This is a genomic window from Humibacter ginsenosidimutans, assembly GCF_007859675.1.
GTDB classification, from domain to species: Bacteria; Actinomycetota; Actinomycetes; order Actinomycetales; family Microbacteriaceae; genus Humibacter; species Humibacter ginsenosidimutans.
Map to the genome: position 1 here is coordinate 1,931,045 of NZ_CP042305.1, position 22,181 is coordinate 1,953,225.

9 protein-coding genes (1 of these 9 cut by a window edge) are annotated in these 22,181 nt (G+C 71.8%); 2 read left to right on the forward strand and 7 right to left on the reverse strand.

The window, feature by feature from the left end:
- Positions 1–11,610 carry the 5' portion of a beta strand repeat-containing protein gene (locus FPZ11_RS19510; RefSeq protein WP_210415996.1) on the reverse strand. The gene continues 453 nt to the left of window position 1, outside the view, so 11,610 of the gene's 12,063 nt are visible here — the first part of the coding sequence; the start codon lies at positions 11,608–11,610; its stop codon lies beyond the left edge, outside the window.
- Between FPZ11_RS19510 and FPZ11_RS08965 the strand changes: the two genes are divergently transcribed.
- Complete coding sequence (locus tag FPZ11_RS08965) at positions 11,594–12,424, forward strand: hypothetical protein (protein WP_146320168.1); 831 nt, start codon at positions 11,594–11,596, stop codon at positions 12,422–12,424. The genes FPZ11_RS19510 and FPZ11_RS08965 overlap by 17 nt on opposite strands.
- 542 nt (positions 12,425–12,966) lie before the next feature.
- On the opposite strand, the gene purH is transcribed toward FPZ11_RS08965, so the two are convergent.
- Both purH and purN read right to left on the reverse strand, forming a co-directional pair.
- Positions 12,967–14,580 carry a bifunctional phosphoribosylaminoimidazolecarboxamide formyltransferase/IMP cyclohydrolase gene (gene purH, locus FPZ11_RS08970; RefSeq protein ID WP_146320170.1) on the reverse strand — a complete coding sequence of 538 codons (1,614 nt, stop codon included), beginning with the start codon at positions 14,578–14,580 and terminating at the stop codon, positions 12,967–12,969.
- Positions 14,577–15,173 (reverse strand): phosphoribosylglycinamide formyltransferase, encoded by a 597-nt coding sequence (gene purN / locus FPZ11_RS08975; RefSeq protein ID WP_146320172.1) that lies wholly within the window; start codon positions 15,171–15,173, stop codon positions 14,577–14,579. The genes purH and purN overlap by 4 nt, the downstream gene beginning before the upstream one ends.
- A gap of 503 nt (positions 15,174–15,676) precedes the next feature.
- Here purN and FPZ11_RS08980 point away from each other — a divergent pair.
- A complete protein-coding gene (locus FPZ11_RS08980; RefSeq protein ID WP_168203775.1) occupies positions 15,677–16,309 on the forward strand; it encodes a GNAT family N-acetyltransferase in 633 nt (210 codons plus the stop codon).
- 78 nt (positions 16,310–16,387) lie between these two features.
- On the opposite strand, the gene FPZ11_RS08985 is transcribed toward FPZ11_RS08980, so the two are convergent.
- From FPZ11_RS08985 to sucD, 4 genes are all read right to left on the reverse strand, one after another.
- Positions 16,388–17,908, reverse strand: a complete 1,521-nt coding sequence (locus FPZ11_RS08985; RefSeq protein WP_146320176.1) for a threonine/serine exporter family protein — start codon at positions 17,906–17,908, stop codon at positions 16,388–16,390.
- Positions 17,905–19,545, reverse strand: a complete 1,641-nt coding sequence (locus FPZ11_RS08990) for a cell division protein PerM (protein ID WP_210415997.1) — start codon at positions 19,543–19,545, stop codon at positions 17,905–17,907. Before FPZ11_RS08990 ends, FPZ11_RS08985 begins: the two co-directional genes overlap by 4 nt.
- Positions 19,546–19,621: 76 nt before the next feature.
- Positions 19,622–21,073, reverse strand: coding sequence for a hypothetical protein (locus tag FPZ11_RS08995; RefSeq protein ID WP_146320178.1), 1,452 nt, complete (start codon positions 21,071–21,073; stop codon positions 19,622–19,624).
- 188 nt (positions 21,074–21,261) lie between these two features.
- Positions 21,262–22,164, reverse strand: a complete 903-nt coding sequence (sucD, locus tag FPZ11_RS09000) for a succinate--CoA ligase subunit alpha (RefSeq protein WP_146320180.1) — start codon at positions 22,162–22,164, stop codon at positions 21,262–21,264.
- Positions 22,165–22,181 lie beyond the last annotated feature (17 nt).

Below are 22,181 nucleotides of genomic sequence, written 5' to 3' on the forward strand. Positions count from 1 at the left end.
GCGGCGCCGATCGTGGCCGTCGCACCCTGGGATGCCGAGCCGTCTGCCGCAGAGGCGGCGTCGGTGTTCTGACTCGACGCCAACGTCACCGTGCCACCGGCCTTGAGCGTGATGCCCGTGCCCACGACGGTCGCCGATGCTGTCACTGTCGCGACGACGACCCCGATCGCGGCCGCGACGTTGACCTTGCCACTGGAGGTGGAGGCGCTCGGCGTGGCGGTCGATCCGGACTTCGCGCCGCCGTTGGCCGCCGCCGTGTCGTCCGCGTTCGTGCGCTCCGTCTGGATCTGTTGGTCGACACCGTCGCCCGCACCACCGCCGCTGCCCGCACCACCGGAACCGGCAGCGCTGTTCTCCGGCGCACCCGATGCCGATGCCTGGCCCGCCGCGGCGGGAGGCCGACGCTCCGGACGCGCTCAGTGAGAGATCGCCGCCCGCTGTGATCGACCGTGCCGTGGTGGCGGCGACCGTGTGGTCGGTCACGGTGAGCGCGAGTCCGACGCCGACAGCTGCTGTGCTTCCCCCGGCGACGACGGCGCCCGCCGACGTGTTCGCCGACGCGTTCTGGGCGGCCGATCCGCTGAAGTCTCCGCTGAGCGACAGGATCGCGCCGAGCGTGCCGACCACGACCTGTGTCGTGACGGTCGAGAGTGTGACAGCCACTGCGGGCGCGATGTCCACGCTGCCGCCCGATGCGCCCATCTTCGCGTCGGTGAGGGCGTCATCGCTTGCCGTGCTGCCGAGGGTGACGTTGCGTGCGCCGGTGAGCGCGACACCGTTGTCGATCGAGGCGATCGTGGTGTCGGTGATGAGGTTCAACGCGACAGAGGCACCAACGCCCACCTTCGACGTCGTCACACCGCCCGGAGTCGGCTCCGCCTTCACCGTCGTGGATGCCGCGCTTCCCGCCGTCACGCTCGCGTCGCCGCCGCCGAGCGTGACCGTGCCCGCCAGCTCGGCCGTCGTGTGCTGGTTGACCACGGCGAGTGCGAGGGAGCCTGCCACGGAGACGTTGCCGCCGCCTGCGCCCGACGCGGACTGCGCGCCGTAGGTGCTCGTGGCATCCGTGCCGCCCCCGTTCTGCGGAACGGCGGTCTCGGTGGCGGAGACCGTGAGATCGTGCGCCTTGATCGTGTCGCCGGTGGGCACGAGCGCCGTGTTGTCCACGTCGGCGAGTGTGATGGCGACGGCGGCGCCGATGTTCGCGCTCGACGCCCCGGCCGCCGACCCGTCGGCGCTCGTGCCCGCATCGGTGTTCTGGCTCGATGCCAGAGTCACCCGTCCGCCTGCCGTCAGCGTCAGACCGCTGTGATCGATGGTGGCCGTGGAGGTCACCGTGGCGACCACGACGGCCACGGCCGCTGCGACGTTGACCTTGCCACCCGACGTGGATGCGCTCGGGGTCGAGGTCGATCCGGACTTCGCACCGCCGTTCGCCGCCGCTGTCTCGTCGGCGTTCGTGCGTTCGTTCGCGATCTGCTGGTCGACGCCGTCGCCCGCACCGCCACCGGCGCTGGAGTCGCCGGGAGCACCGCCCGCGGATGCGGAAGCCTGCGCCGCCGATGCCGAGCTGCCGAACGCGGCGAACGCCAGGTCGCCGCCCGCCGTGATCGAACGGTCGGTCGACGCCGTCACAGAGTGATCCGCGATCGTCAGGGCGAGTCCGACGCCGACGCCAGCGGTGCCGCCGGTCGCCACGGCCCCAGCGGTCGTCGATGCCGACGCGTTCTGAGTGGCGGAGGCGTCGAAGGATCCGGAGATGCTCAGCGCCCCGGATGCCGCATCGACGTGCACGCTCGTGGTCACTGTCGACAGCGCCACGGCGACCGCAGGCGTGATGCTCACCCCGCCGCCTGCGGCGCCCATCTTGGCCTCGACGACCGCATCGTCGTTCGCGGTGCTCGTCAGCGTGAGGTCGCCGGTCTTCGTGAATGTCGCGGTGCCTGCGACGGACGATGCCGTCGTGTCCGTGATGATGGCGAGCGCGACGGATGCCCCGACGCCCACACTCGATGCCGACACGCCGCCGGGCGTCGGCTCCGCCTTGACCGTGCTGGATGCCGCGCTGCCCGCCGTGACGGCGGCGGCGCCCGCGCCGCCGAGGTTCACGCTGCCCGCGATGACGGCGGCGGTGTGCTGGTTCGCGATCTCCAGGGCGAGCGAGCCGGCGACGGAGACGTTGCCGCCGCCAGCGCCGCTGGCGGACTGCGCGCCGTAGGTGCTGACGGCATCCGTTCCGTTCACCGTCTCGGTCGCCTGCACGACAAGGGCGTGCGCGACGACCGAGTCACCGGCGGGCAGCGTCGCCGTGTTGTTCACGTTCGCGAGCGTGATCGCGACGGCGGCTCCGATGTCGGCGCTCGAGGCTCCGACGGCCGAACCGTCGGCGCTCGTGCCCGCATCGGTGTTCTGGCTCGACGCGAGGGTGACGGTGCCGCCGGAGCTCAGCGTGAGACCGGTGCCGACGACGGTGGCGGTGACGTTCACCGTGGCGACGACGACGGCGACCGCCGCCGCGACGTTCACCTTGCCCTGCGAGCTCGACGCGCTCGGCGTGGCCGTCGACCCGGACGTCGCTCCGCCCGACGCGGCCGAGGTGTCGTCAGCGTTCGTGCGCTCCTTCTGCAGCTGGCTGTCGACGCCATCGCCTGCGGCACCGCCCGACCCGCTGCTCCCGGGAGCGCCGGCGGCGGACGCCGACGCCTGTGCTGCGGAGGACGAGGTGCTGGACGCCGTCAGCGAGAGGTCGCCGCCCGCCGTGATGGATCGTGCCGTCGTGGCGCCCACCGTGTGGTTCGACAGGGTGAGGGCGAGGCCGACTCCGACCGCCGCGCTCGAAGCTCCCGTCGAGACGGAGCCGGCTGTCGTCGATGCCGACGCGTTCTGCGTCGCCGTCGCTGCGAAGGCACCGCCCAGCTGCAGAAGGCCGCCGGTGCCGACCGTCGCCCGGGTCGTGACCGTGGAGAGCGTGACGGCGACGGCCGGTGACAGGTCGACGCCACCGCCTGCGGCACCCATCTTCGCCTCGGTGGTGGCGGCATCCGTCGCCGCGCTGGTGATCGTGACATCGCCCGCCCCGCTGAACGCCGATCCGTCCGCCACGGTGGCGACGGTGCTGTCGGTGACGAGGTTCAGTGCCACGGAGGCGCCGACGCCGACCTTGCCGCCGGAGACGCCGCCCGCAGAGGGCTCGGCTCGCACGGTGGATGCCGCCGAGCTGCCCGCCGTGACGCTCGCGTCCCCGCCGGTGAGGGTCGCGGTCCCCGCGAGAAGCGCCGTCGTGTTCTGGTTGACGATCGCGATAGCGACGGACCCCGCGACGGAGACTGTGCCGCCGCCCGCCCCGCTCGCGGACTGCGCGCCGTAGGTGCTGGTGGCATCCGTTCCGTTGACGGTCTCCGTCGCACTCACCGTGAGGCCGTGCGCGTGCACCGTGTTGCCCGCGGGAAGCGACGCCGTGTTGTCGACATCGGCGAGGGTCAGGGCGACGGCCGCGCCGATCGTCGCCGTCGCGCCCTGGGATGCCGTGCCGTCGGCGGCGCTGCCCGCGTCGGTGTTCTGGCTCGCCGCGATGGTGACGGTTCCGCCGGCGGCGAGGGTGATGCCCGTGCCCACGATCGTCGCGGTCGACTTCACCGTGGCGACGACCACGCCGACCGCTGCCGCGACGTTGACCTTGCCGCTCGAGGTCGACGCGCTCGGCGTCGCTGTGCTGCCCGAGGCGGCCCCGCCGTTCGCGGATGCCGTGTCGTCGGCGTGCGTGCGCTCTCCCGCGATCTGCTGGTCGACGCCGTCGCCGCTGCCGCCCGCACCACCCGACGATGAGTTGTCCGTGGCGCCCGATGCCGACGCCGTGGCCGACGAGGCCGAGGCCGAGGTGCCCGTCGCCTGCAGCGCGATGGCTCCGCCGACCGTGATCGAACGTGCCGTCGTCGCCGTCACGGTGTGGTCGGCGATGGTGAGCGCGAGGGCCACACCGACCGCCGCCGTCGATGCGCCGCCGACCGAGGCGTCGGCAGTGCTCGACGCCGACGCGTTCTGCGTCGCGCGCACGACGAGGTCACCGCTCGCCGTGAGCGTCGCTCCCGTGCCGATGGTGGCGAGCGTGGTGACGGTCGAGAGCGCCACGGCCACCGCCGGAGCGACGTCGACGCCGCCGCCGGACGCGCCCATCTGCGCCCGCGCGGTCACGGCGTCCGCCGCCGTGCTTGTGAGCGTCACGTTCGCCGCACCGGTGAGGGCCGCGCCGTTCGCGATCGTCGCCGTGGTCTGGTCCGTGACGATGGCGAGGGCTGCCGACGCGCCGACTCCCACAGTGCCTGGCGATACTCCGCCGCCCGTCGGCAGCGCGTCCGCTGTCGTCGTCGCGTCGCTGCCCGCCGCGATCGTCGCGTCACCGCCGGTCAACGCGGCGACGCCGGCGAGCTGGGCCGTCGTTGTCTGGTTGACGATGACGAGGCCGAGGGATCCCGCGACCGAGACGTTGCCCCCGCCTGCACCGCTGACGGATCGGGCACCGTAGCCGGAGATCACATCCGTGCCGTTCGCGGCCTCGGTCGCCGAGAGGCTCAGGGCCTTCGCGTGCACGGTCACGTTCTGCGGAAGCACGGCGGTGTTCGTGACGTCGGCGAGGGTGATCGCCACGGCCGCGCCGATCGCCGCCGACCCGCCACTGGACGCCGAGCCGTCTGCCGAGGTGTCGGCATCCGCGTTCTGCTGCGCGGAGAGCGACACGGTTCCGGCCGAGGTGAGAGTGAGGCCGCTGACCGAGTTCGAGACGGTGGCCGTCGAGCTCTGCGTGGCCACCACGATCGCGACGGCAGCGGCGGCGTCGATCTTGCCGCCCGAGGTCGACGCAGACGGCGTCGACGTGACGCCGGTGGGGTTCGTGCCGCCTGCCGCGCCGTTCGCCTTCGCGGTGTCTCCGGCGAACTGCCGCTGGGCCGCGACCTGGTCGTCGACACCCGAGCCGCTCGACCCACCGCCGCCCGACGCCTGCTGCGCACCCCCTGCCGACGCCGTCGCCGTCGAGACTGATGACCACAGCCCGGTCGCCCCGAACGCGATGTCGCCGCCGGCGTTGATGCTCCGCGCCGTCATGGCATGCACATCGTCGTTCGCGATGGTCAGCGCGAGGCCGATGCCGACGGCCGCCGTCGAGGCACCGGTCGCCACGGCGCCCGCCGTCGCCGACGCCGTCGCGGTCTGGGACGCCGTCACCGAGAGACCTCCTGTGAGCGTCGTCGTACCCGCCAGTGTTCCCACGCTCGCCGATGTGGTGACGTTCGCGAGGGTCACGGCGACCGCCGGCGTGACGGCGACGCCGCCGCCGCTTGCTCCCATCTTCGCCTCGGCGCTGGCGGCATCCTTCGTCGTCGCGCTCAGCGTGATCGACCCGACGCCCGTGACGACCGCTCCGTCGGCGATGGCGGCGACGGTCGAATCTCCGATCAGATCGAGAGCGACGGATGCCCCGACTCCCACACTGCCGCCCGACACTCCCGACCCGACCGGCTCAGCCTGCACTGTCGACGAGGAATCGCTCGTCGCCGTGACCGTCACGGCCCCCGCCCCGGCGATCGTCACCGTGCCTGCGACCTGAGCCAGAGTGTCGAGACTCAGCGTCGCGAGAGCCAGCGAACCTGCGACGGAGACCTTGCCGCCGCCCGCGCCGCCTGCTGACTGAGCACCGAACGTGTGGGTGGCGTCCGTGCCGTTCTGCGTGACGGTCGCGGAGAGGACGAGCGCGTGGGCATGGATCGTGTCGCCGGTCGGCAGCACCGCGTGGTTGACGAGGTGGACGAACGTGATGGCGACCCCGGCGCCGATCGAGGCCGATCCGGGTGCCACGGCCGAGCCGTCGGCCGACGACGCGGCATCCGTGTTGGCGCTCGATGCCAGCGTGACGGTGCCGGCCGCCGTGAGATCGATGCCGTTTCCGACGATGGTCGCTGTCGAGTCGCTGTTCGCGACCACGACGGCCACGGCCGCCGCCACGTCGACGCCGCCGTCGCTCGTCGACGCCGACGGCGTGCTCGTCGACCCTGACCCGGCGCCGCCGTTGGCCTGCGAGGTGCTGTCGGCGAAGCTGCGCTGATCGGCCACCTGCTGGTCGACGCCCGATCCCGCACCGCCTGCGGTGCCCGCGCCCGGTGCGCCGGCGGCCGAGGCCGTGGCCTGGGCGGCCGACGCCGAGATGCCGGATGCGGTCAGCGTGAGATCCCCGCCCGCGTTCAGCGAGCGGGCAGTCGTCGCCGTCACCGTGTGGTTCGCGATCGTGAGCGCGAGGCCGACGCCGATGGCCGCCGACGAGGCATCCGACACCGCTGAGCCCGCAACGGTCGACGCCGACGCGCTCTGCGTCGCGGCCACGCTGATCGCCCCGGTCGTGGAGATGGTCGCTCCCGCGAGCAGCGCCGCGGCCGTCGTGACGTTCGAGAGCACCGTCGCCACGGCGGGCGCGACGGCGACCCCGCCGCCCGACGATCCGGACTTCGCCTCCGCCGTCGCGGCATCCGTCGCGACTGCCGAGAGAGCCATGGAAGCGGCTCCGCTCACCGTGCCCGACACCGTGGCGCTCGTCGTGTCGGTGACGAGGTCGAGGGCGACGGATGCCCCGACCCCCGCCTTCGTCGCCGTCACGCCACCCTCGGTCGGCTCCGCCTTCACGGTCGAGGTCATGCTCGAAGCCGCACTCACCGCTACCGCGCCCGCCCCCGACGGCGTCAGCGCGACATCGCCCGCGAGCAGCGCCGTCGTCTGCTGCGTGACCACCGCGAGCGCGAGGGACCCGGCGAGCGAGACGCTGCCGCCGCCCGCACCGCTGGTGGCCTGAGCGGAGACGGTCGAGCCCGTGTCGGCGCCGTCGACCGCGACAGTCGCGGAGATCGTCACTGCGCCCGCCTGCACGGAGTCGCCGGCGGGCAGCATCGCCTCGTTCACCGCGTGCAGCAGCGTGATCGCCACGGCCGCGCCGATGACGAGGTCGGACGTGGAGACCGCCGATCCGTCCGCCGTCGTGGCGGCGTCCGCGTTCTGCGCGGCGGAGATCGTCACGGCGCCGCTCGCGGTGAGGGCGACGCCCGTGCCGACGATCGAGGCTGTCGCACTCGGAGTCGCGACGACCACCGCGACGGCGGCCGCGGCATCCACCCCGCCCTGCGACGTGGCCGCGCTCGGTGCCGCCGTCGACCCCGGGCCCTGTGTGCCGGTCTGGCTCGCGAAGCCGGAGGCCGCCCCCTTGGCGTCCGTCACGTTCTGGTCGACACCCGTGCCCGAGGCGCCGGATCCCTGGGGTGCACCCGACGCGGAGGCGGTGGCCGATGCCGTGCTGCCGCTGATTCCGGTGGCCGAGACGGTGATGGATGCCGCGCTCACCGACCGCGCGACAGAGGCCGTCACGTTGTCGGTCGCGATCACGAGGGCGAGTCCCGCGCCGACCGCCGCGGTGGCTCCGCCTTGGACCGCGCCCGTCGCGGAAGCGGATGCCGTCGCATGCTGCTGCGCGCTCACGGTGACGGCACCCGACGCGGCGAGCAGCGCCCCCGTGCCGATCGCGGCCGTCGTGGTGACGTTCGCGGAGACGACCGCTGAGAACGGGGCGACGGACACGTTCGCCGACGAGGCGCCGTCCTGCGCTGTCGCGGTCGCGTCGTCGTGCGCGAGCGCGGAGAGCGTGATGTCGGAAGCCCCGGTGACGTCCGATCCGTCGCCGATCGCGGCGGTCGTCGTGTCGTTCTCGAGGGCGAGTGCGAAGGAGGCGCCGATGCCGGCCGTCGATCCGCCCGTGCCGTTCGCCGCCATGAGGGCGGAGACGGTGGAGACGACGGCGGAGGTCGCCTGAGCGGAGAGCGCGCCGCCCGTGCCGGCGGAGCCGAGTGTGACGGAGGGTCCGATGCCGCCGCTGGTCAGAAGGGCGGCCGAGGTGGTGACCGTCGCGGTCTGGAGGGCGACGGAACCGGCGACGCCGAGCGTTCCGCCGCTGCCCGCACCCGCGGTGGCGGTGGTGCTGAAGCGATCGGTGGCGTCTGCTGCGCCGGATGCGGTGGTCGGGCCGACCCCGGCGGTGAGGCTGAGTGTGGTGGAGGTGATGACGGTGTGGGGTCCGACATTCGCGGTGACCGTGACGTCGGCGAGAGTGACCGCGACAGCGGCCGCGATGCTGGTTCCGCCTCCCGGTGGTGCGCGCGTCGACGGGCCGCCCGACGCGGTGGTCGCTGTCGAGGCGTTCTCGGTGGCGGTCAGGCTCACGCCGTCGGCGATGATCGTGACGCCGTCGATGGAGGCATCCGCGCTCGCGCTGTGCACCGTGATCGACACGGCCGCCGACACGCTCACGGTTCCGGCGGGCGTTGCCGGGGTCCCCGGTCCCGGGCTGTCGCCGGTGCCGCCCGCGCCGCCGGGAAGCCCGCCGCCGGAAGTGGGCGCCTCACCGTCCGCGAAGCCGCGAGCGCCGGAGGCGAGGTCGGCGGGCGACGGGCTGCCTGCGGCATCCGTTCCGCCCGCGCCCACGTTCGACGCCGTCGCGCTCGTCACTGCACTCGAGGCGCCGTCGGCCGTCAGGCTGAACGTGCCGCCCACCGTCACGTCGCGAAGCGTCGTGGCCTGCACCGACTGGTTCGCGTAGGTCTGCGCGACGGCGACGCCGAGCGATCCGTCCGCCTGCGCCTCACCCGTCGCGGTGGTGGAGACTGTGGCCACCTGATGCGCCGTCGCGGTGTAGTCACCGGTCAGGGTCAACAGCGAGCCGGTGTCGGTGTTCGCCGTGGTGCGCACGTTCGAGGTGGTCAGCGCGTAGACCGGGGCCACCGCCACGTCGGTCGAGTACGCGCCGCCGCGTGCCAGCGTCGTGGCAGGCGACACGGATTCCGCGTCGAGCGTCAGGTCGTGGGCGCCGGTCAGCGTCGACCCGACTGCGAGGCCTGCCGTCGTCGTGTCGTTCACGACGTTGAGCGCGACGGATGCACCGATCCCGGTCGCCGCACCCGTTCCGTCCGTGCCGGGCGCCGCCGTGGCCAGGTCGGTGTCGTTCGACTTCGCCGTGAGTCCCACATCGGTTCCGGATGCCGTCACCTGCGCGCCCGAGACCTGAGCGCTCGTCTGCAGCGTGGCCACGTTGATCGCCACCGATCCCGCGACACCGACGTTCTTCGCGCCACCCGCACCGGAGGTCGCGCTCGCGGAGAAGGTGTTCGTCGCGCCGTCCGTCGCGGGCGCGGTCGCCGCCGCCACGTCGAGCGCGGGGGTCGTCAGTGTCACTCCGGACACGTGCGCGTCTGTCGTGACATTCGCACTGTTCACCGCGACGGCCACGCCGACGCCGTTCGGGTCGCTCGCCGCCGCGCTGCCGTCCGCGGAGGCGCTCGAGCCGCCCTCGTTGCTCGCGTGCACGCTCACGGGTGCGCCACCGGTCGAGCCGGTCGTGCCGGTCACCGCGATCACGAGCCCGCCGCTGATCGGGGCGATGTACGCGCGAGTCGACTGCTGCACGTCGGAGTAGGCCAACGCACCCGCGACATCGATCGTGCCGCCCGGCGCCTTGGCCCTGCCATCCGTGGTCGCCGACGGCGACTGGTCGTTGCCGGTCGAGCCGCCGGGGCTCGCCTTCGCCACCGTGACGACCACGTTGTCGGAATCGGCCGAGACATCCACGCTTCCGGCGTTCACCCCGAGGTCGCTGTTGCTGTCGATGTACGCCGCGGTGTTGCTCGTCACGCGGGTCACGCCGATACCCGCTCCCGCGGTCGCCGCCGTGGCGTCCGCGGTGGTCGTCACTGCTGTGTTGTTCGACGCGGCGAGGGTGAGCGAGCCGCCTGCCCTCACGCTGGCCGTTCCGCCGACGTGCGTGGTGGCCGTGCTGTCGATCGCGGCGGTGGCGAGTGCGGCGTCCACAGCCGAGTCGGCGCCCGTGCCGGTCGAGGCGACGGTCGCCGTCACCGTCGATGCGCTGGCGAGCGCGACCGCCCCGAGTGCATCGAGCACCGCCGATCCCGTCACCGAGACCAGAGCCGACGACGAGGCGTTCACGACGTTCTCGCCGACGACCGGCGTCGCCGACGGCGTCTGGGTGGCCGTGGCCGAGAGGGTGATGGTGCCACCGTGGATCGTGGCCGAGTCGACGGAGACCGCAGCGGATGCCGCCGTGCCGGTCTCGGCATCCGTAGCCGCGAGGGTCACATCGCCCGCGGCCCCGTTCGACCGCGTGTCGATGGTGACGCCCGGGTCGACGGTGATGCTCGCGGCGTCGATCTCGATGCGGGCTCCCGGCAGCAGCAGGTCGCCCGCGATGATCACGGCGACCCCGGATGCCGTCGCCGCGATGGTCAGCGACCCGCTCGGCACGTCGATGGTCTGGGTCTCCATCGCCGGCGAGCTCACGATGAGGTGGCCGGCTCCGTCGGAGGTGACCGTGACGGTGTCGTTCGCCGTCGCCGGGTTGACCACCACGTCGGTGACGCCGGTGATGGTGACCGGCTCGAGTCCGGTGTAGGTCACGAGGTGGCCGCCGAACGAGACCGTGCCGCTCGACGGGTCGCTCGGGGTGGAGACGACGGTGCCGCCGGCGCCGTGCAGCACGAGCGTGTCGTAGCCGCCTGCGCCGCCGTCGACGATGCCGTCGAGCGAGCCGTTCGGCGAGAACACGAACGTGTCCCGGTTGTTCGCCGCGCCGATCAGGTTCTGGAAGCCGGAGAACGACTGCTGCGCGACGGTCCCGGAGTCGTGGCCCGTGACGTTCCACGTCGTGTCGGCGCTCGGTCCGTGCAGCGAGGTGCCCGTGCCGGTCGCGGCGATCGTGCGAACACCGCTGTACGCGACGCCGGCGAGAGTCGGGGCCGAGACGGTGCCGCCGGTCGTCGAGTCCGCCGTCCAGTCGAGATCGTTGCCGACGACCGCGACGGTGTCGGCGCCCGACCCGGAGAACGTGATCGGCACCGTGACCGCTCCTGCCGACGTGTCGATCGTCAGGCTCACGGCCCGGCCGTCGACACTGCGGATGAGCGCCGAGCTGAGCGAGGAGATGGCGACGCGCGTGAGCACACCGCCGTCGTCGATTACGAGGTCGCCGCCGTCGACGTACACGCGCACGCTGTGCGGCGCGCTCGTCGTCTGCACGGTGTACGTGTACGCACCCGGCGTGGTCGTCGCCGACCCGCTCGTCGTGGAGGTGGATGCCTGTGCGCCCGCCGCCGAGTCCTGGCTCGCCGTCGAGTCGCTCTGGCCCGCACCGGTCTGACCGGTCGCGGCCGGCTGCCCGTTCGCGGCACCGCCGGTCGTTCCGTCAGAGGCCGCCGGGGTCTGCGTTGTCGTCCCGCTCCCGTCCTGACCGGCCGGCGTGGTGGCCGCAGCGCCGGACGGCGTCGCGGCATCACCGCTCGTGCTCGGTGTCGTGGCGCCCGACGGGTCCGACGCGCCCGACGCACCTGAGGAGCTCGGCTGCGACGTGGCGTCCGACGTGCCCTGCCCGGAGCCCGACGTGCCGGTCGACGAGGGGTCGGCGGCCGGGGTGCTCTGCGAGCCGGAGGTCGCGCCGGTGTCGGTGCCCGAGGCATCCGGTGCGTCGAGCCGCACGACGTGGGTGCCGACCGAGGCGCCCATGCCGCCGTGCAGCACGGCATCGCCGTCGGCGCTCGGCGTCGAGGCGGGATCCGGAGTGGGCGTCGACGAATCTGTCGGCGTCGGCGTGGACGAGTCGGTGGGCGTGGGAGTCGAAGAGTCGGTGGGCGTCGGCGTCGAGGAATCGGTCGGCGTGGGAGTCGGGGTCGGAGTCGGCGTCGACCCGCTCCCGGACTGCGTCGAGCCGCCCACCGTCGCCGGCCCGGTCGTGCCGGGTCCGCAGACGAGCGTGCTGCTCGAGGTGCTGCTCGACGACGAGCTGGTGACCGTTCCCGTCGTGGGATCCACCGTGGTGGTCGGCGTGCTCGCCGGCGCGGAGCCCTTGGTCATGTGGCAGTTCGAACCGTACGGCGATGTCGTCGTCTGGTGCGGGACGATCGTCGCCCGCACGCCGTTCGGCGTCTGCGACACCGCGCCCACCAGCGCGCTGATCACCGAGGAGTCCACCGGCTGCGTGGTCGTCGTGGTGCCGGAACGCGTGATCGTCGTCGGTGTCGCCGTCGGGGTGACAGTGGGAGTCACGGCTTGCTGGGGCACCTGCACCTGCAGTGTCACGGTCGAGGATGCCTGCGGTTCTGCCGCCTGCGCGGGGCCGCCGATCACGACGCTCTGCGCCAGCGCGAGAGCGAGTGCCGCCAGCGCGGCGACCAGCGCGAAGGCCACCGATCCACGACGCGCGCCGACCACCGCCGAGTCCATGGCTCGGCCCATGCTCGTGCGCGCTTCACGTGCCACGATTCAGCCCCGAACTGACCCTGCTGCTCTCGACGCTCTGCAACGTCGCGACCCGGCCCTGGTCGACAGCTACTGACGCTAAGCCCGCGCGGAGCGGGGTGCAATGACTTTTCTCCCCCTGAACGAAACGACGGCACAGGCGACGTCTCAGAGCGTCACGGCGTGTCGCACGCGCTGGCGCGGATCGGCCGATCGAGCACCAGAGTTGACTGTCCCTCGAAAAGGGGGTGGGCCGCCACGACCCCGAACGAGGCACGGCCGGTTCGACGCCTCCGGTTCGTCACCGTCCGCCACGTGCCCCGGGCACCATTCAGGTCGAACGGCCCCTCGCGCACCCCGTGTGTCGACGGCCGGCCCCGTGGACCTGAATCATGTGCGGCAACGCGCGGGCGCGCTGCGCGCTCGACTGACTCAATCGGCCCGGTTGAGCACGCGAGCGTGCTCTGCTCCCGCCTCAATCGTCAGTAGTCGCGCTGCGCGCTCGACTGACTCAATCGGCCTGGTTGAGCACGCGAGCGTGCTCTGCTTCCGCCTCAATCGTCAGTAGTCGCGCTGCGCGCTCGACTGACTCAATCGGCCTGGTTGAGCACGCGAGCGTGCTCAACCAGGCCTCAATCGTCAGTGGAAGAAGTGGCGCTCTCCGGCGAAGTACATCGTGATGCCTGCGGCCTTCGCGGTGTCGATCGTGAGCTGGTCGCGGATCGATCCGCCCGGCTGCACGATTGCCTTCACGCCGGCCTGGATCAGGATCTCCGGACCGTCGGGGAACGGGAAGTAGGCATCCGACGCCGCCACCGATCCCGAGGCGCGATCGCCCGCGCGCTTCACCGCCAGGTCGCACGAGTCGACGCGGTTCACCTGCCCCATTCCGACACCGACGGATGCCCCGTTCGACGCCAGCAGAATGGCGTTCGACTTCACGGCACGGCACGCCGTCCACGCGAACTCGAGATCGGCCAGCGTGGCCTCGTCTACGGCGTCGCCCGCCACGAGCGTCCACTCCGATGCGGGCGCGAAGTGCCGGTCGGACTCCTGCACGAGCGCGCCGCCCGAGATCTGCTTGACCTCCGTGGTGGGCAGTGCGAAGTCGGGCCGCAGCTTGAGGATGCGCAGATCCTTCTTGGTCTGCAGCAGCTCCAGCGCCTCCTGCTCGTACTCCGGCGCGATGATCACCTCGGTGAAGATCGGCTTCACCGACTGCGCCATGGCCAGCGTGACGGTGCGGTTGGCCGCGATGACGCCGCCGAACGCGGAGGTCGGGTCGCACTCGTGGGCCTTGCGGTGGGCATCCGCGATGTCGTCGTTCTCCCCCGTCACGGCGATGCCGCACGGGTTGGCGTGTTTGATGACCGCCACCGCGGGCAGTTCGAAGTCGTACGCGGCGCGCAGTGCGGCATCGGCGTCGACGTAGTTGTTGTACGACATCTCCTTGCCGCCGAGCTGCTCGGCCTGCGCGATGCCGTTGCCGTCGGCGCTGGCGTAGATGGCGGCGGCCTGATGGCTGTTCTCGCCGTAGCGCAGGGATGTCTCGCGCGTCCACGTGCGCCCGATCCACGCAGGCAGACCCGCGCCTTCGCCCTCGGCGCCCGCGTCGTCCGGTGCGAGCTCGCCGCCGAGCCACGTGGCCACGGCGACGTCGTAGCTCGCCGTGTGGCGGAACGCGTCGCGGGCCAGCTCGGCGCGGAACGCCAGTGTCGTGCCACCCGCTGCGACGGCATCCGCCACCTCCGCGTAGCGCGACGGCGAGGTGACCACGGCGACGTTGGCGAAGTTCTTGGCGGAGGCGCGCACCATGGCGGGGCCCCCGATGTCGATGTTCTCGACGATCTCGGCCGCGCCGGCCCCGGAGGCGACGGTCTGCGCGAACGGGTACAGGTTGCTGATCACGAGCTCGAACGGCTTGATGCCGAGCTCGCCGAGCTGCTGCTCGTGGTCCTCCAGCCGCAGGTCCGCGAGCAGTCCGGCGTGCACCGCAGGATGCAGCGTCTTCACCCGGCCGCCGAGCGACTCGGGGAATCCGGTGAGCTCGGTGACGTCGGTGACGGCGATGCCCGCCTCGCGGATGACCCGCGCCGTGTTGCCCGTGGAGACGAGCTCGACGCCCGCCGCGTTCAGCGCGGTGGCCAGCTCGACGATGCCGGTCTTGTCGATGGCCGAGAGCAGGGCCCTGCGCACCTGCACGAGGTCGCGTTCGCGGTAGAGGCTCGGGTCTGCGGCGTGCGGCGCGCTCATGCTGTGGCCAGCTCCTTCAGGTCGATGTGTGCGTTGGCGATGTCGAGCACGGCCTGGATCAGCAGGCGGCGCTCCACGATCTTGATGCGGTCGTGCAGGCTCGACTCGGTGTCTCCCGGCACGACGGGCACGCGTTCGCGGGCGATGATCGGTCCGCTGTCGACCCCGTTGTCGACGACGATCACGCTCGCGCCGGTCTGCTCGACGCCTGCGGCGAGCGCGTCGCGCACACCGTGGGCGCCGGGGAACTCCGGCAGGAAGGCGGGGTGGGTGTTGATCATGTTCGGGCTCAGGGCATCCACGACCCGCGGCGGGAACAGCCGCATGAAGCCGGAGAGGATGACCAGGTCGGGCTGCCACTGCGTGATCTGCTCGAGCATGGCATCCCCCCATTCCGCACGATCGTCGAACGAGGAGAACGCCACGGTGAAGGTCGGGATGCCGAATTCCTCGGCCACCGCGAGCCCGCCTGCGTCGTCTCTGTCGCTGCCGACCGCGACCACGCGGGCGGGGAACTCGGCATCTTCGGACGCTGTCAGCAGTGAACGCAGGTTGGACCCCTGGCCAGAGACCAGTACGACGAGCGAGAGCACGTCACCAGCCTACCGGGGCCGATGCGCGGATGAGCACGCGGGGAGCGCCGCTGCCGGCCCGCTGCGTCGCGCCGATTCTCCCCAGCCCGATTCGGGGGGCGCCTGTCGTGCGCGGGAGCTATCGAGGCGGCCCTGCTCGAGCCGTGCCGCCGTCGGCCGTGCGCGGTACCGTCGCTGGATGCCTTCCGCTCCGAACCTCGAATCGCTGACCCTCCACCACGCCGAGCGGATGCGCGCACTTGATCCGCTGGTGGCGGCTGGAGCGGTCCCCGACCCGGGTGCGGCCACCCTCATCGAGGTGGACGGAGCCGTCGGAGTACACAAAGTGGTCGACGTCCGACCCCGAAGCGATCAGCGCGACATGGGGTCCGCTGCGTCGGCACAGCCTGTCGCAGGTTCGCGTCGGGGACGCCGACCCGGCGGGAGCCATGCGTCGATTGTTGGCCGCCTGGCGTGAACGCTTGGCACGGGCATCCATACCGGCACACGGAGAATCCGCTGCCGTGCTGTCGTGGGCCAGTCGCGACGCCGCGGTCGTCAAGGTGCTGCGCAACAGCGGGTTCACGCCGACGGCCGTGCTGGCCGCACGTGTCGGCGCCGCGCGGCCCGGCCCAGAGACAACGATGGTGACGGTGCGTGCGATCGCGCCGAGCGATGTCGAGACGGTCACATCTCTTCACGAGACCCTGATCAGGTGGGACGACAATTTCGGCGGCGCCCATTGGCGTGCTTCCACTCCGGCGCGCATGCACGACTACGTGACGGAGTTGATCACCGGCCCACGACCCCGAGCGTGGGTTGCCGAAGTCGACGGACACGTCGTCGGCTCCTGCGATGTCGAGTGGCCGGAGACTGCCGGGTGGGCCACCGGTGGTATCGCCGCCGACCCTGCGACGGTCGCCTACATCGGCACGATGAGCGTTGCTCCCGGCATCCGCGGCACGGGAATCGGCAGCGCCCTGATCGCACACGTCCACCGCGAACTGAGCGCTTCGGGCATCAGTCTGCCCGTTCTGCACTACGCCCCGTTGAACCCGCTCTCGGCGCCTTTCTGGCATCGGGCCGGATACCGCCCCGTGACGACGACCTGGACGGCACAACCCCACACCGTGCTCCGCGACGGTCGTGCGGGCTGACGAGTTGCGACGACGGCATACGAGCCGACCCACGACGATCACGGCGCGATCGCGTCGAGCCCCGGCACCCGGCCGCCATCACACCAGCCGCAGGTGCCACCGCTCCGGGGCGAACCGGTACACGATGCGGTAGGCGGCCGTGCCCACGAGCACGCCGATCGCGATGGCCACCAGACTGGCGCCGATGCCTTCGATCGTGATGGTGGCCGCCGTGTCGCTCGCCGACTGGGTGAGACCGATCAGGCCGGCCGCGCCGGGCACGAGCAGCCAGAACGCGGGCAGAAAGCTCACCACGGCTGGCGGCGCGCTGGGCAGCGACTGGGCGAGGTAGGCGACGAGCGTGAGCAGGAACGCGCCGAACAGACCGCCGCCGATCGTGCCGCCGCCTGCGGTGCCGCTGGCGAGCTGACCGACCCAGTCGCCGAGCAGCTGCCCGCCGTAGGCGATCAGCAGCGTGAAAAGCAGGTAGTACAGCGAGAACCTCGGCCCGCAGAAGTAGAGGAAGAACCCCACCGACATCAGCACGACACCGATCCACGCGGCGTACTGCCCCACCACCGAGCCCGACGACGAGAGCGCGAACCAGTCGGGAAGCCCAACCACGACGTTCGCGGTGAGGATGCCGAACGCCAGGAACACGAGCTGCGCCACCCCGTACACGAGCCGGGATGCCCCCGCCATCATGTCGCCGGACGCCAGCTCCTGCACGGCCACCGTGAGCACCCCTCCGGGCAGCAACGTGACCAAAGCGGGTACTAGTACCCAGATCGGCTCGCGCGCGATACCCCAGTCCGCCGCGAGGAAGGCGACGAGCGAGATCACGAACGCGGAGACCGTCGGCAGCAGCACCGCCGCATACGAGCCTGGCCGCACGAGCAGCTTCATGCCGCCGACGAGAAGCCCCAGCACGAAGGTGAGCACGAGCGAGGCCACGGAGGCGCCCGACAGCACCAACGCGACGCCGAGGGCGATCGTGCCGTGACCGAGCACCCGCAAGGGCCAGCGGAACCGGGGGCGGGAGCGCTCGGCGGCATCCAACGCCTGCAACCCGTCACCGGCCGTCAGAGTGCCGGAGATGGCACGCTGAGCGATCGACGAGACGAGAGCGGCCCGGTCGAAGAGCACCTCGCCGCTGGCGGCATCCGACACGTCGATGCGGGTCTCCTGCTCGCCCGGCACACCGACGAAGACGGCGGTGGGCAGCACCACGATCACCGCGTCGGGAGCGCCCAGCGTCACGGCGGCGTTCTGCAGCGTGCGCTTGATGTCGGTCACGGCGATGCCCGTCGAGACGAGAGCGCCGCCCAGCCGCACCAGAAACTGCTGCAACTGCTGCGCAGGGCGCGCAGCCTTCTGCCGTGGCGACACCGGGCGGAGCCGCAGCGGCCATTGCCAGTGCCAGCGCCATGCCCTTGGTGGAGGCGGCTGCACCGTCGCCGGCCTGGTCTGACCGGAGTGCACGACCCCGCCGTCCGACCCGCCGTTGTCTGCAACGCGCGAATGGGTCGGGTCGTGATTCTGAGGCCCGGGATGCGCCTGGCCGGGCTCCGCCTGCGCGTCCCTTTCGCGAGCGGAGTCCTGCGCCGGCTTGTCGGTCATGGCCGACGGCTGCCCTTTCCACGTCCCCTGGCCCGCACCACCGGCACGGGCTCGGTGTCGGCCTCTCGATGCCGGTCGTCGGCTGCCGCAGCGGGGGCGGCATCGGCCCGGCGGCCGCCGAGATCGAGCTCGTCGAGCCAGGCGAGCGCTTCGGTGACGGACCCTGTTCCCGGCACGCTCGCCTTCGGTCCGTTCGATGCCGGCCGAGCCGACGACGGGGCCACGACCGGTGTGCGCGGGGCCGATGGTGCGGACTTCACGCCCGCGGTCTGCGGCGCCGGCGACGTGGGTGGGACCGGCTTCTGAGCGGCCGCTCTCTGCGTGGCGGACTGCGAAGCGTGCGGCGCGACATCCGAAGTCCTCGCCCTGCGCTCGCTCAGAGTCAGCGACTCGGATGCCTCCTCGCTGCGCCAGCGCACGGCGAGGCCGATCGCGGTGCCGACGAGCACCTCCGCCGCGACGGCGGCGCCGGCCAGCAGCGGATCCGGGCCGGCGTGCTGCAGCCGTCCAGGTCCGATCGCGCCCCCGGACCACCACGTCAGTACCCCGAACGCCACGCCGGCCACGACGCCCGAGCCGAGTGCGACGAGCGCGAGCCGGCCGGGGCCCCACGGAACGACGCCAGAAGCGGAGCGCGGGGCGGGCATCCCATCAAGGCGTCGCCGCACCAGCACGCCGGCGACCGCGGCGCAGAGCACGGGGACGAGCACCGCGATCAGCCCGAACCCTGGGTCGCCCTGCGGGAGCACGCCGAACAGCGGCACCGACGGCAACGGGCCGAGGGAGGTCTGGGTAACGTCGACGCTCGACCCGGTTCCGATCGCGAAGCCCGGTCCGGCCAGCCACGATGCCACCCACAGCACGGCGTTCGGCACGAACGCCAGCTGCGCGAGCGTGAGGGCGGCCGCACCGACGATGCCCGGATGCAGCGACTGGTACAGCCCCGTGATGCGCGCGTAGTCGAACACCATGAGCAGGGTCAAGGTCACGGCGGCCGCCGCGACCAGCAGTGTCACGGCCGCTGTCGCGCTGCGCAGTGCGGCGGCCAGAAGCGCTCTGGTCGCGGGGCTCCAGGATGCCGCCGGCCACGACAACGTCGCATCGCGCTCCGCGGTCTCCGGTCCGGCGCGGTGGCGCAGTTCGGCCGCGACCAGGCCGACGCCGATGCCGAGCGCGAACACCGCCCCGGGCAGCAACGCTCCCTGCAGCAGCGAAGGCACGACGGGCAGCACGTGGGCGCTGAGCGTGACCAGGGTCGACAGCACGGCGAAGGTCGCCACACCGGAGATCACCGCGGTGACCGGATGCGGCGTGGCCCAGGCCCGACGACCGGTGCGCACCCCGAACAGCACCGTCAGCAGCGCGAAGCCCAGAGCGGCGATCGACACCGTGAACACCGCAGCCGCGTCGAGACCGAACGATGCGGCGAGCGTCGGGTCGAGGGTGACCGTCACGTCGACGCCGTGGCCCAGCAGCCAGATGTCGCCTGCCGCACGCCAGAACGGCGCCCAGTCGCTGGTGAGACCGGACTGCACGCCCCACATGGCCGTGAGCGGCACGAGTGGAATCGCCACGCCCACGCCGAGCGCGATCACCGCGTCGAGCGCGGCGAGAAGGATGACGGTCATGCGGTTCATGCGCTGACGACCCTACCGGCGGGCGTGGGCGGCACAGCGCGGGCACGCCCGTGCCGCGCAAGACCTCAGGTCGGACTCAGTTCGCCGCAGCCGGTGCGGGCTCCTGGGTGGAGGCATCCACCGCCGGCGGCCGGCTCACCAGCTCGAGCACGGCGATGACCAGCACGGCGATCACGGCGGTCCAGATGATCACCGGCGGGGTGAGCGGGCGCAGGAACACCACGACGGCCGCCGCCGCGAGCCCGACGATCACGCGCAGCAGAATGCGCTGCGCGTACATCCACTCCCCGACCCGGCCCGTCGTGATCCCGTGCCTCTCCGCGCCGCGCCGAACGGCGGCGAAGCCGGAGCCGGCGTATCCGCGCAGGGCGCGCGCCCAACGGAACGGCCCGCCGATCATCGCGATGACGAACACCGTGATGGCCAGCACCGCGACAACCACCACGATGGACTGCACGAAGCCGAGGATGCCCGCATAGAGCGTGCCGGCGGCATCCGCCGGTATGGCGCTCGAGACCTCGAGCACGAACACGGTCTTGCCCACCGAGATGCCGACGCTGACGAGGATCATCGACAACGCGAGGGCCACGGATGCCCAGATCAGCGCGATGCCGCGCCGCCGGGCGACGAGCACACCTGCGGCGAGCAGCACGAGAACGACCCACGGCAGCCAGATGCCCACCGCGACCACGAGGTTGTAGAGCCCGATGTAGAGCGTGACCGAGCTCGTCTTCGCGATCACGATGGTCTTGTCGATGGCGGGGATGTTCTTCGCGAAGGCGAATCCCTGATCGACGAGCTGGGTCTTGACCGCCTTGATGATCGGTCCGAGCTGCACGCCGATCTGCCCGTTCGGTCCCACACTGATCGCCGCGTTCTTGTCGCCGTTCAACGTGGCCAGCAGCTGTTTGTGCGTGATGGTGAGCGTCTGTTTCCAGATGTCGGAGAAGGCCTCCGAATGCACGAACTTGGTCACCGTCTGCGTGATCAGGCTCTTGATGCCCGCCACGAGCGGCGCCTGCAGCGTGTTCAGCGCAGTGGATGCCTTGGGCCCGAGCCCGAGATTCTCCAGCCCCGTGAACACGTCGGAGGTGATCCCCTCGATGTCGACGTTCGACTCGATCGCGGTCACGGTCTGCGTCACCACGAGGTCTTGCACGGCGGGCTTCGTGGACAGCGGTGCGAACGTGTCGACGAAGTAGTTCGTGTCGGTGAGCTCGCGCTGCGCCCAGGTGGAGACCACCGCGACCGGAGCGAGGATCGACGCGATCACGATGAGCACGGTCGCCAGCAGCGTCCAGCCCCAGCCGCGCTTCTTCTTCGCCGTGGATGCCTCGCCCTTCGCACCGGCGGCATCCTTCTCGGCCCGAGCGGCGGCGGATGCCCGAGCAGCCTCAGCAGCGTCGGCTCGCGAGCGCTCCTCGTCGAGACGCGCTGCCAGCGCCCTCTTCTCCGCCTCGAGGGCGTCCTTCTCCGCCTGCGCCCGGGCGAGTTCGGCTTCCAACTGCTGATTGGTCAAGCGCGCCATGCCATCCCCCTGGCTCTCGCCATCGTCACGACGGCTCGCCACGAGCCTAGAACCGGCGTTGCCTGGAGCCCGAGCACCGGGCGGGTTGATCATCCGGAAGGGATGACGGCGTGCCGAGCCCGGAGCGCAGGCGAGAACGCAGAAGGGCGGATGCCGAAGCATCCGCCCTTCTGTGTGCTCTACGTCGCCTACAGGCTCGCGTAGACCTCGCGAAGAAGCTCCGCGGTCTCGCTCGGCGTCTTGCCGACCTTGACGCCTGCAGCCTCGAGGGCCTCCTTCTTCGCCTGCGCGGTGCCGGCCGAGCCGGACACGATCGCGCCGGCGTGGCCCATGGTCTTGCCCTCCGGGGCAGTGAAGCCCGCGACGTAGCCGACGACCGGCTTGGTCACGTTGGCCTTGATGAAGTCGGCCGCCCGCTCCTCGGCGTCACCGCCGATCTCGCCGATCATGACGATGGCCTTGGTCTCGGGGTCGGCCTCGAATGCGGCGAGCGCGTCGATGTGCGTGGTGCCGATGATCGGGTCGCCTCCGATGCCGATGGCCGTGGAGAAGCCCAGGTCGCGCAGCTCGTACATCATCTGGTAGGTCAGGGTGCCCGACTTGGAGACGAGTCCGACGTGGCCCTTGCCCGTGATGTTCGCCGGGGTGATGCCCACGAGCGCCTCGCCGGGGGTGATGATGCCGGGGCAGTTCGGCCCGATGATGCGGGTCTTGTTGCCCTTGGCCTTCGCCTCGGCCCACGCCTCCGCGCTGTCCTGCACCGGGATGCCCTCGGTGATCACCACGAGCAGCGGGATCTCGGCCTCGATGGCCTCGAGCATGGCGTCCTTCGCGAACGCCGGCGGCACGAAGATGATCGAGACGTCGGCCCCGGTCTTCTCGATGGCCTCGGAGACCGCGCCGAAGACGGGCAGCTCGACGGCGTTGCCGTCCTTGTCGGTGTGCGACACGGTCGTGCCCGCCTTGCGGGCGTTCACGCCGCCGACGACCTGGGTGCCGGCCTTCAGCATGAGGGCGGTGTGCTTGGTGCCCTCACCGCCGGTGATGCCCTGGACGATGACCTTGGAATCCTTGTTGAGGAAGATCGACATTATTTACTCAGTCCGTT

Excerpts from the sequence above, each read along its gene's own strand:
- FPZ11_RS08985 (WP_146320176.1), bottom strand. The coding sequence starts at position 17,908 with ATGACCGACAAGCCGGCGCAGGACTCCGCTCGCGAAAGGGACGCGCAG.
- FPZ11_RS08965 (WP_146320168.1), top strand. The coding sequence starts at position 11,594 with ATGCCGCCGTGCAGCACGGCATCGCCGTCGGCGCTCGGCGTCGAGGCG.
- sucD (WP_146320180.1), bottom strand. The coding sequence starts at position 22,164 with ATGTCGATCTTCCTCAACAAGGATTCCAAGGTCATCGTCCAGGGCATC.
- FPZ11_RS08990 (WP_210415997.1), bottom strand. The coding sequence starts at position 19,545 with ATGAACCGCATGACCGTCATCCTTCTCGCCGCGCTCGACGCGGTGATC.
- purH (WP_146320170.1), bottom strand. The coding sequence starts at position 14,580 with ATGAGCGCGCCGCACGCCGCAGACCCGAGCCTCTACCGCGAACGCGAC.
- FPZ11_RS08995 (WP_146320178.1), bottom strand. The coding sequence starts at position 21,073 with ATGGCGCGCTTGACCAATCAGCAGTTGGAAGCCGAACTCGCCCGGGCG.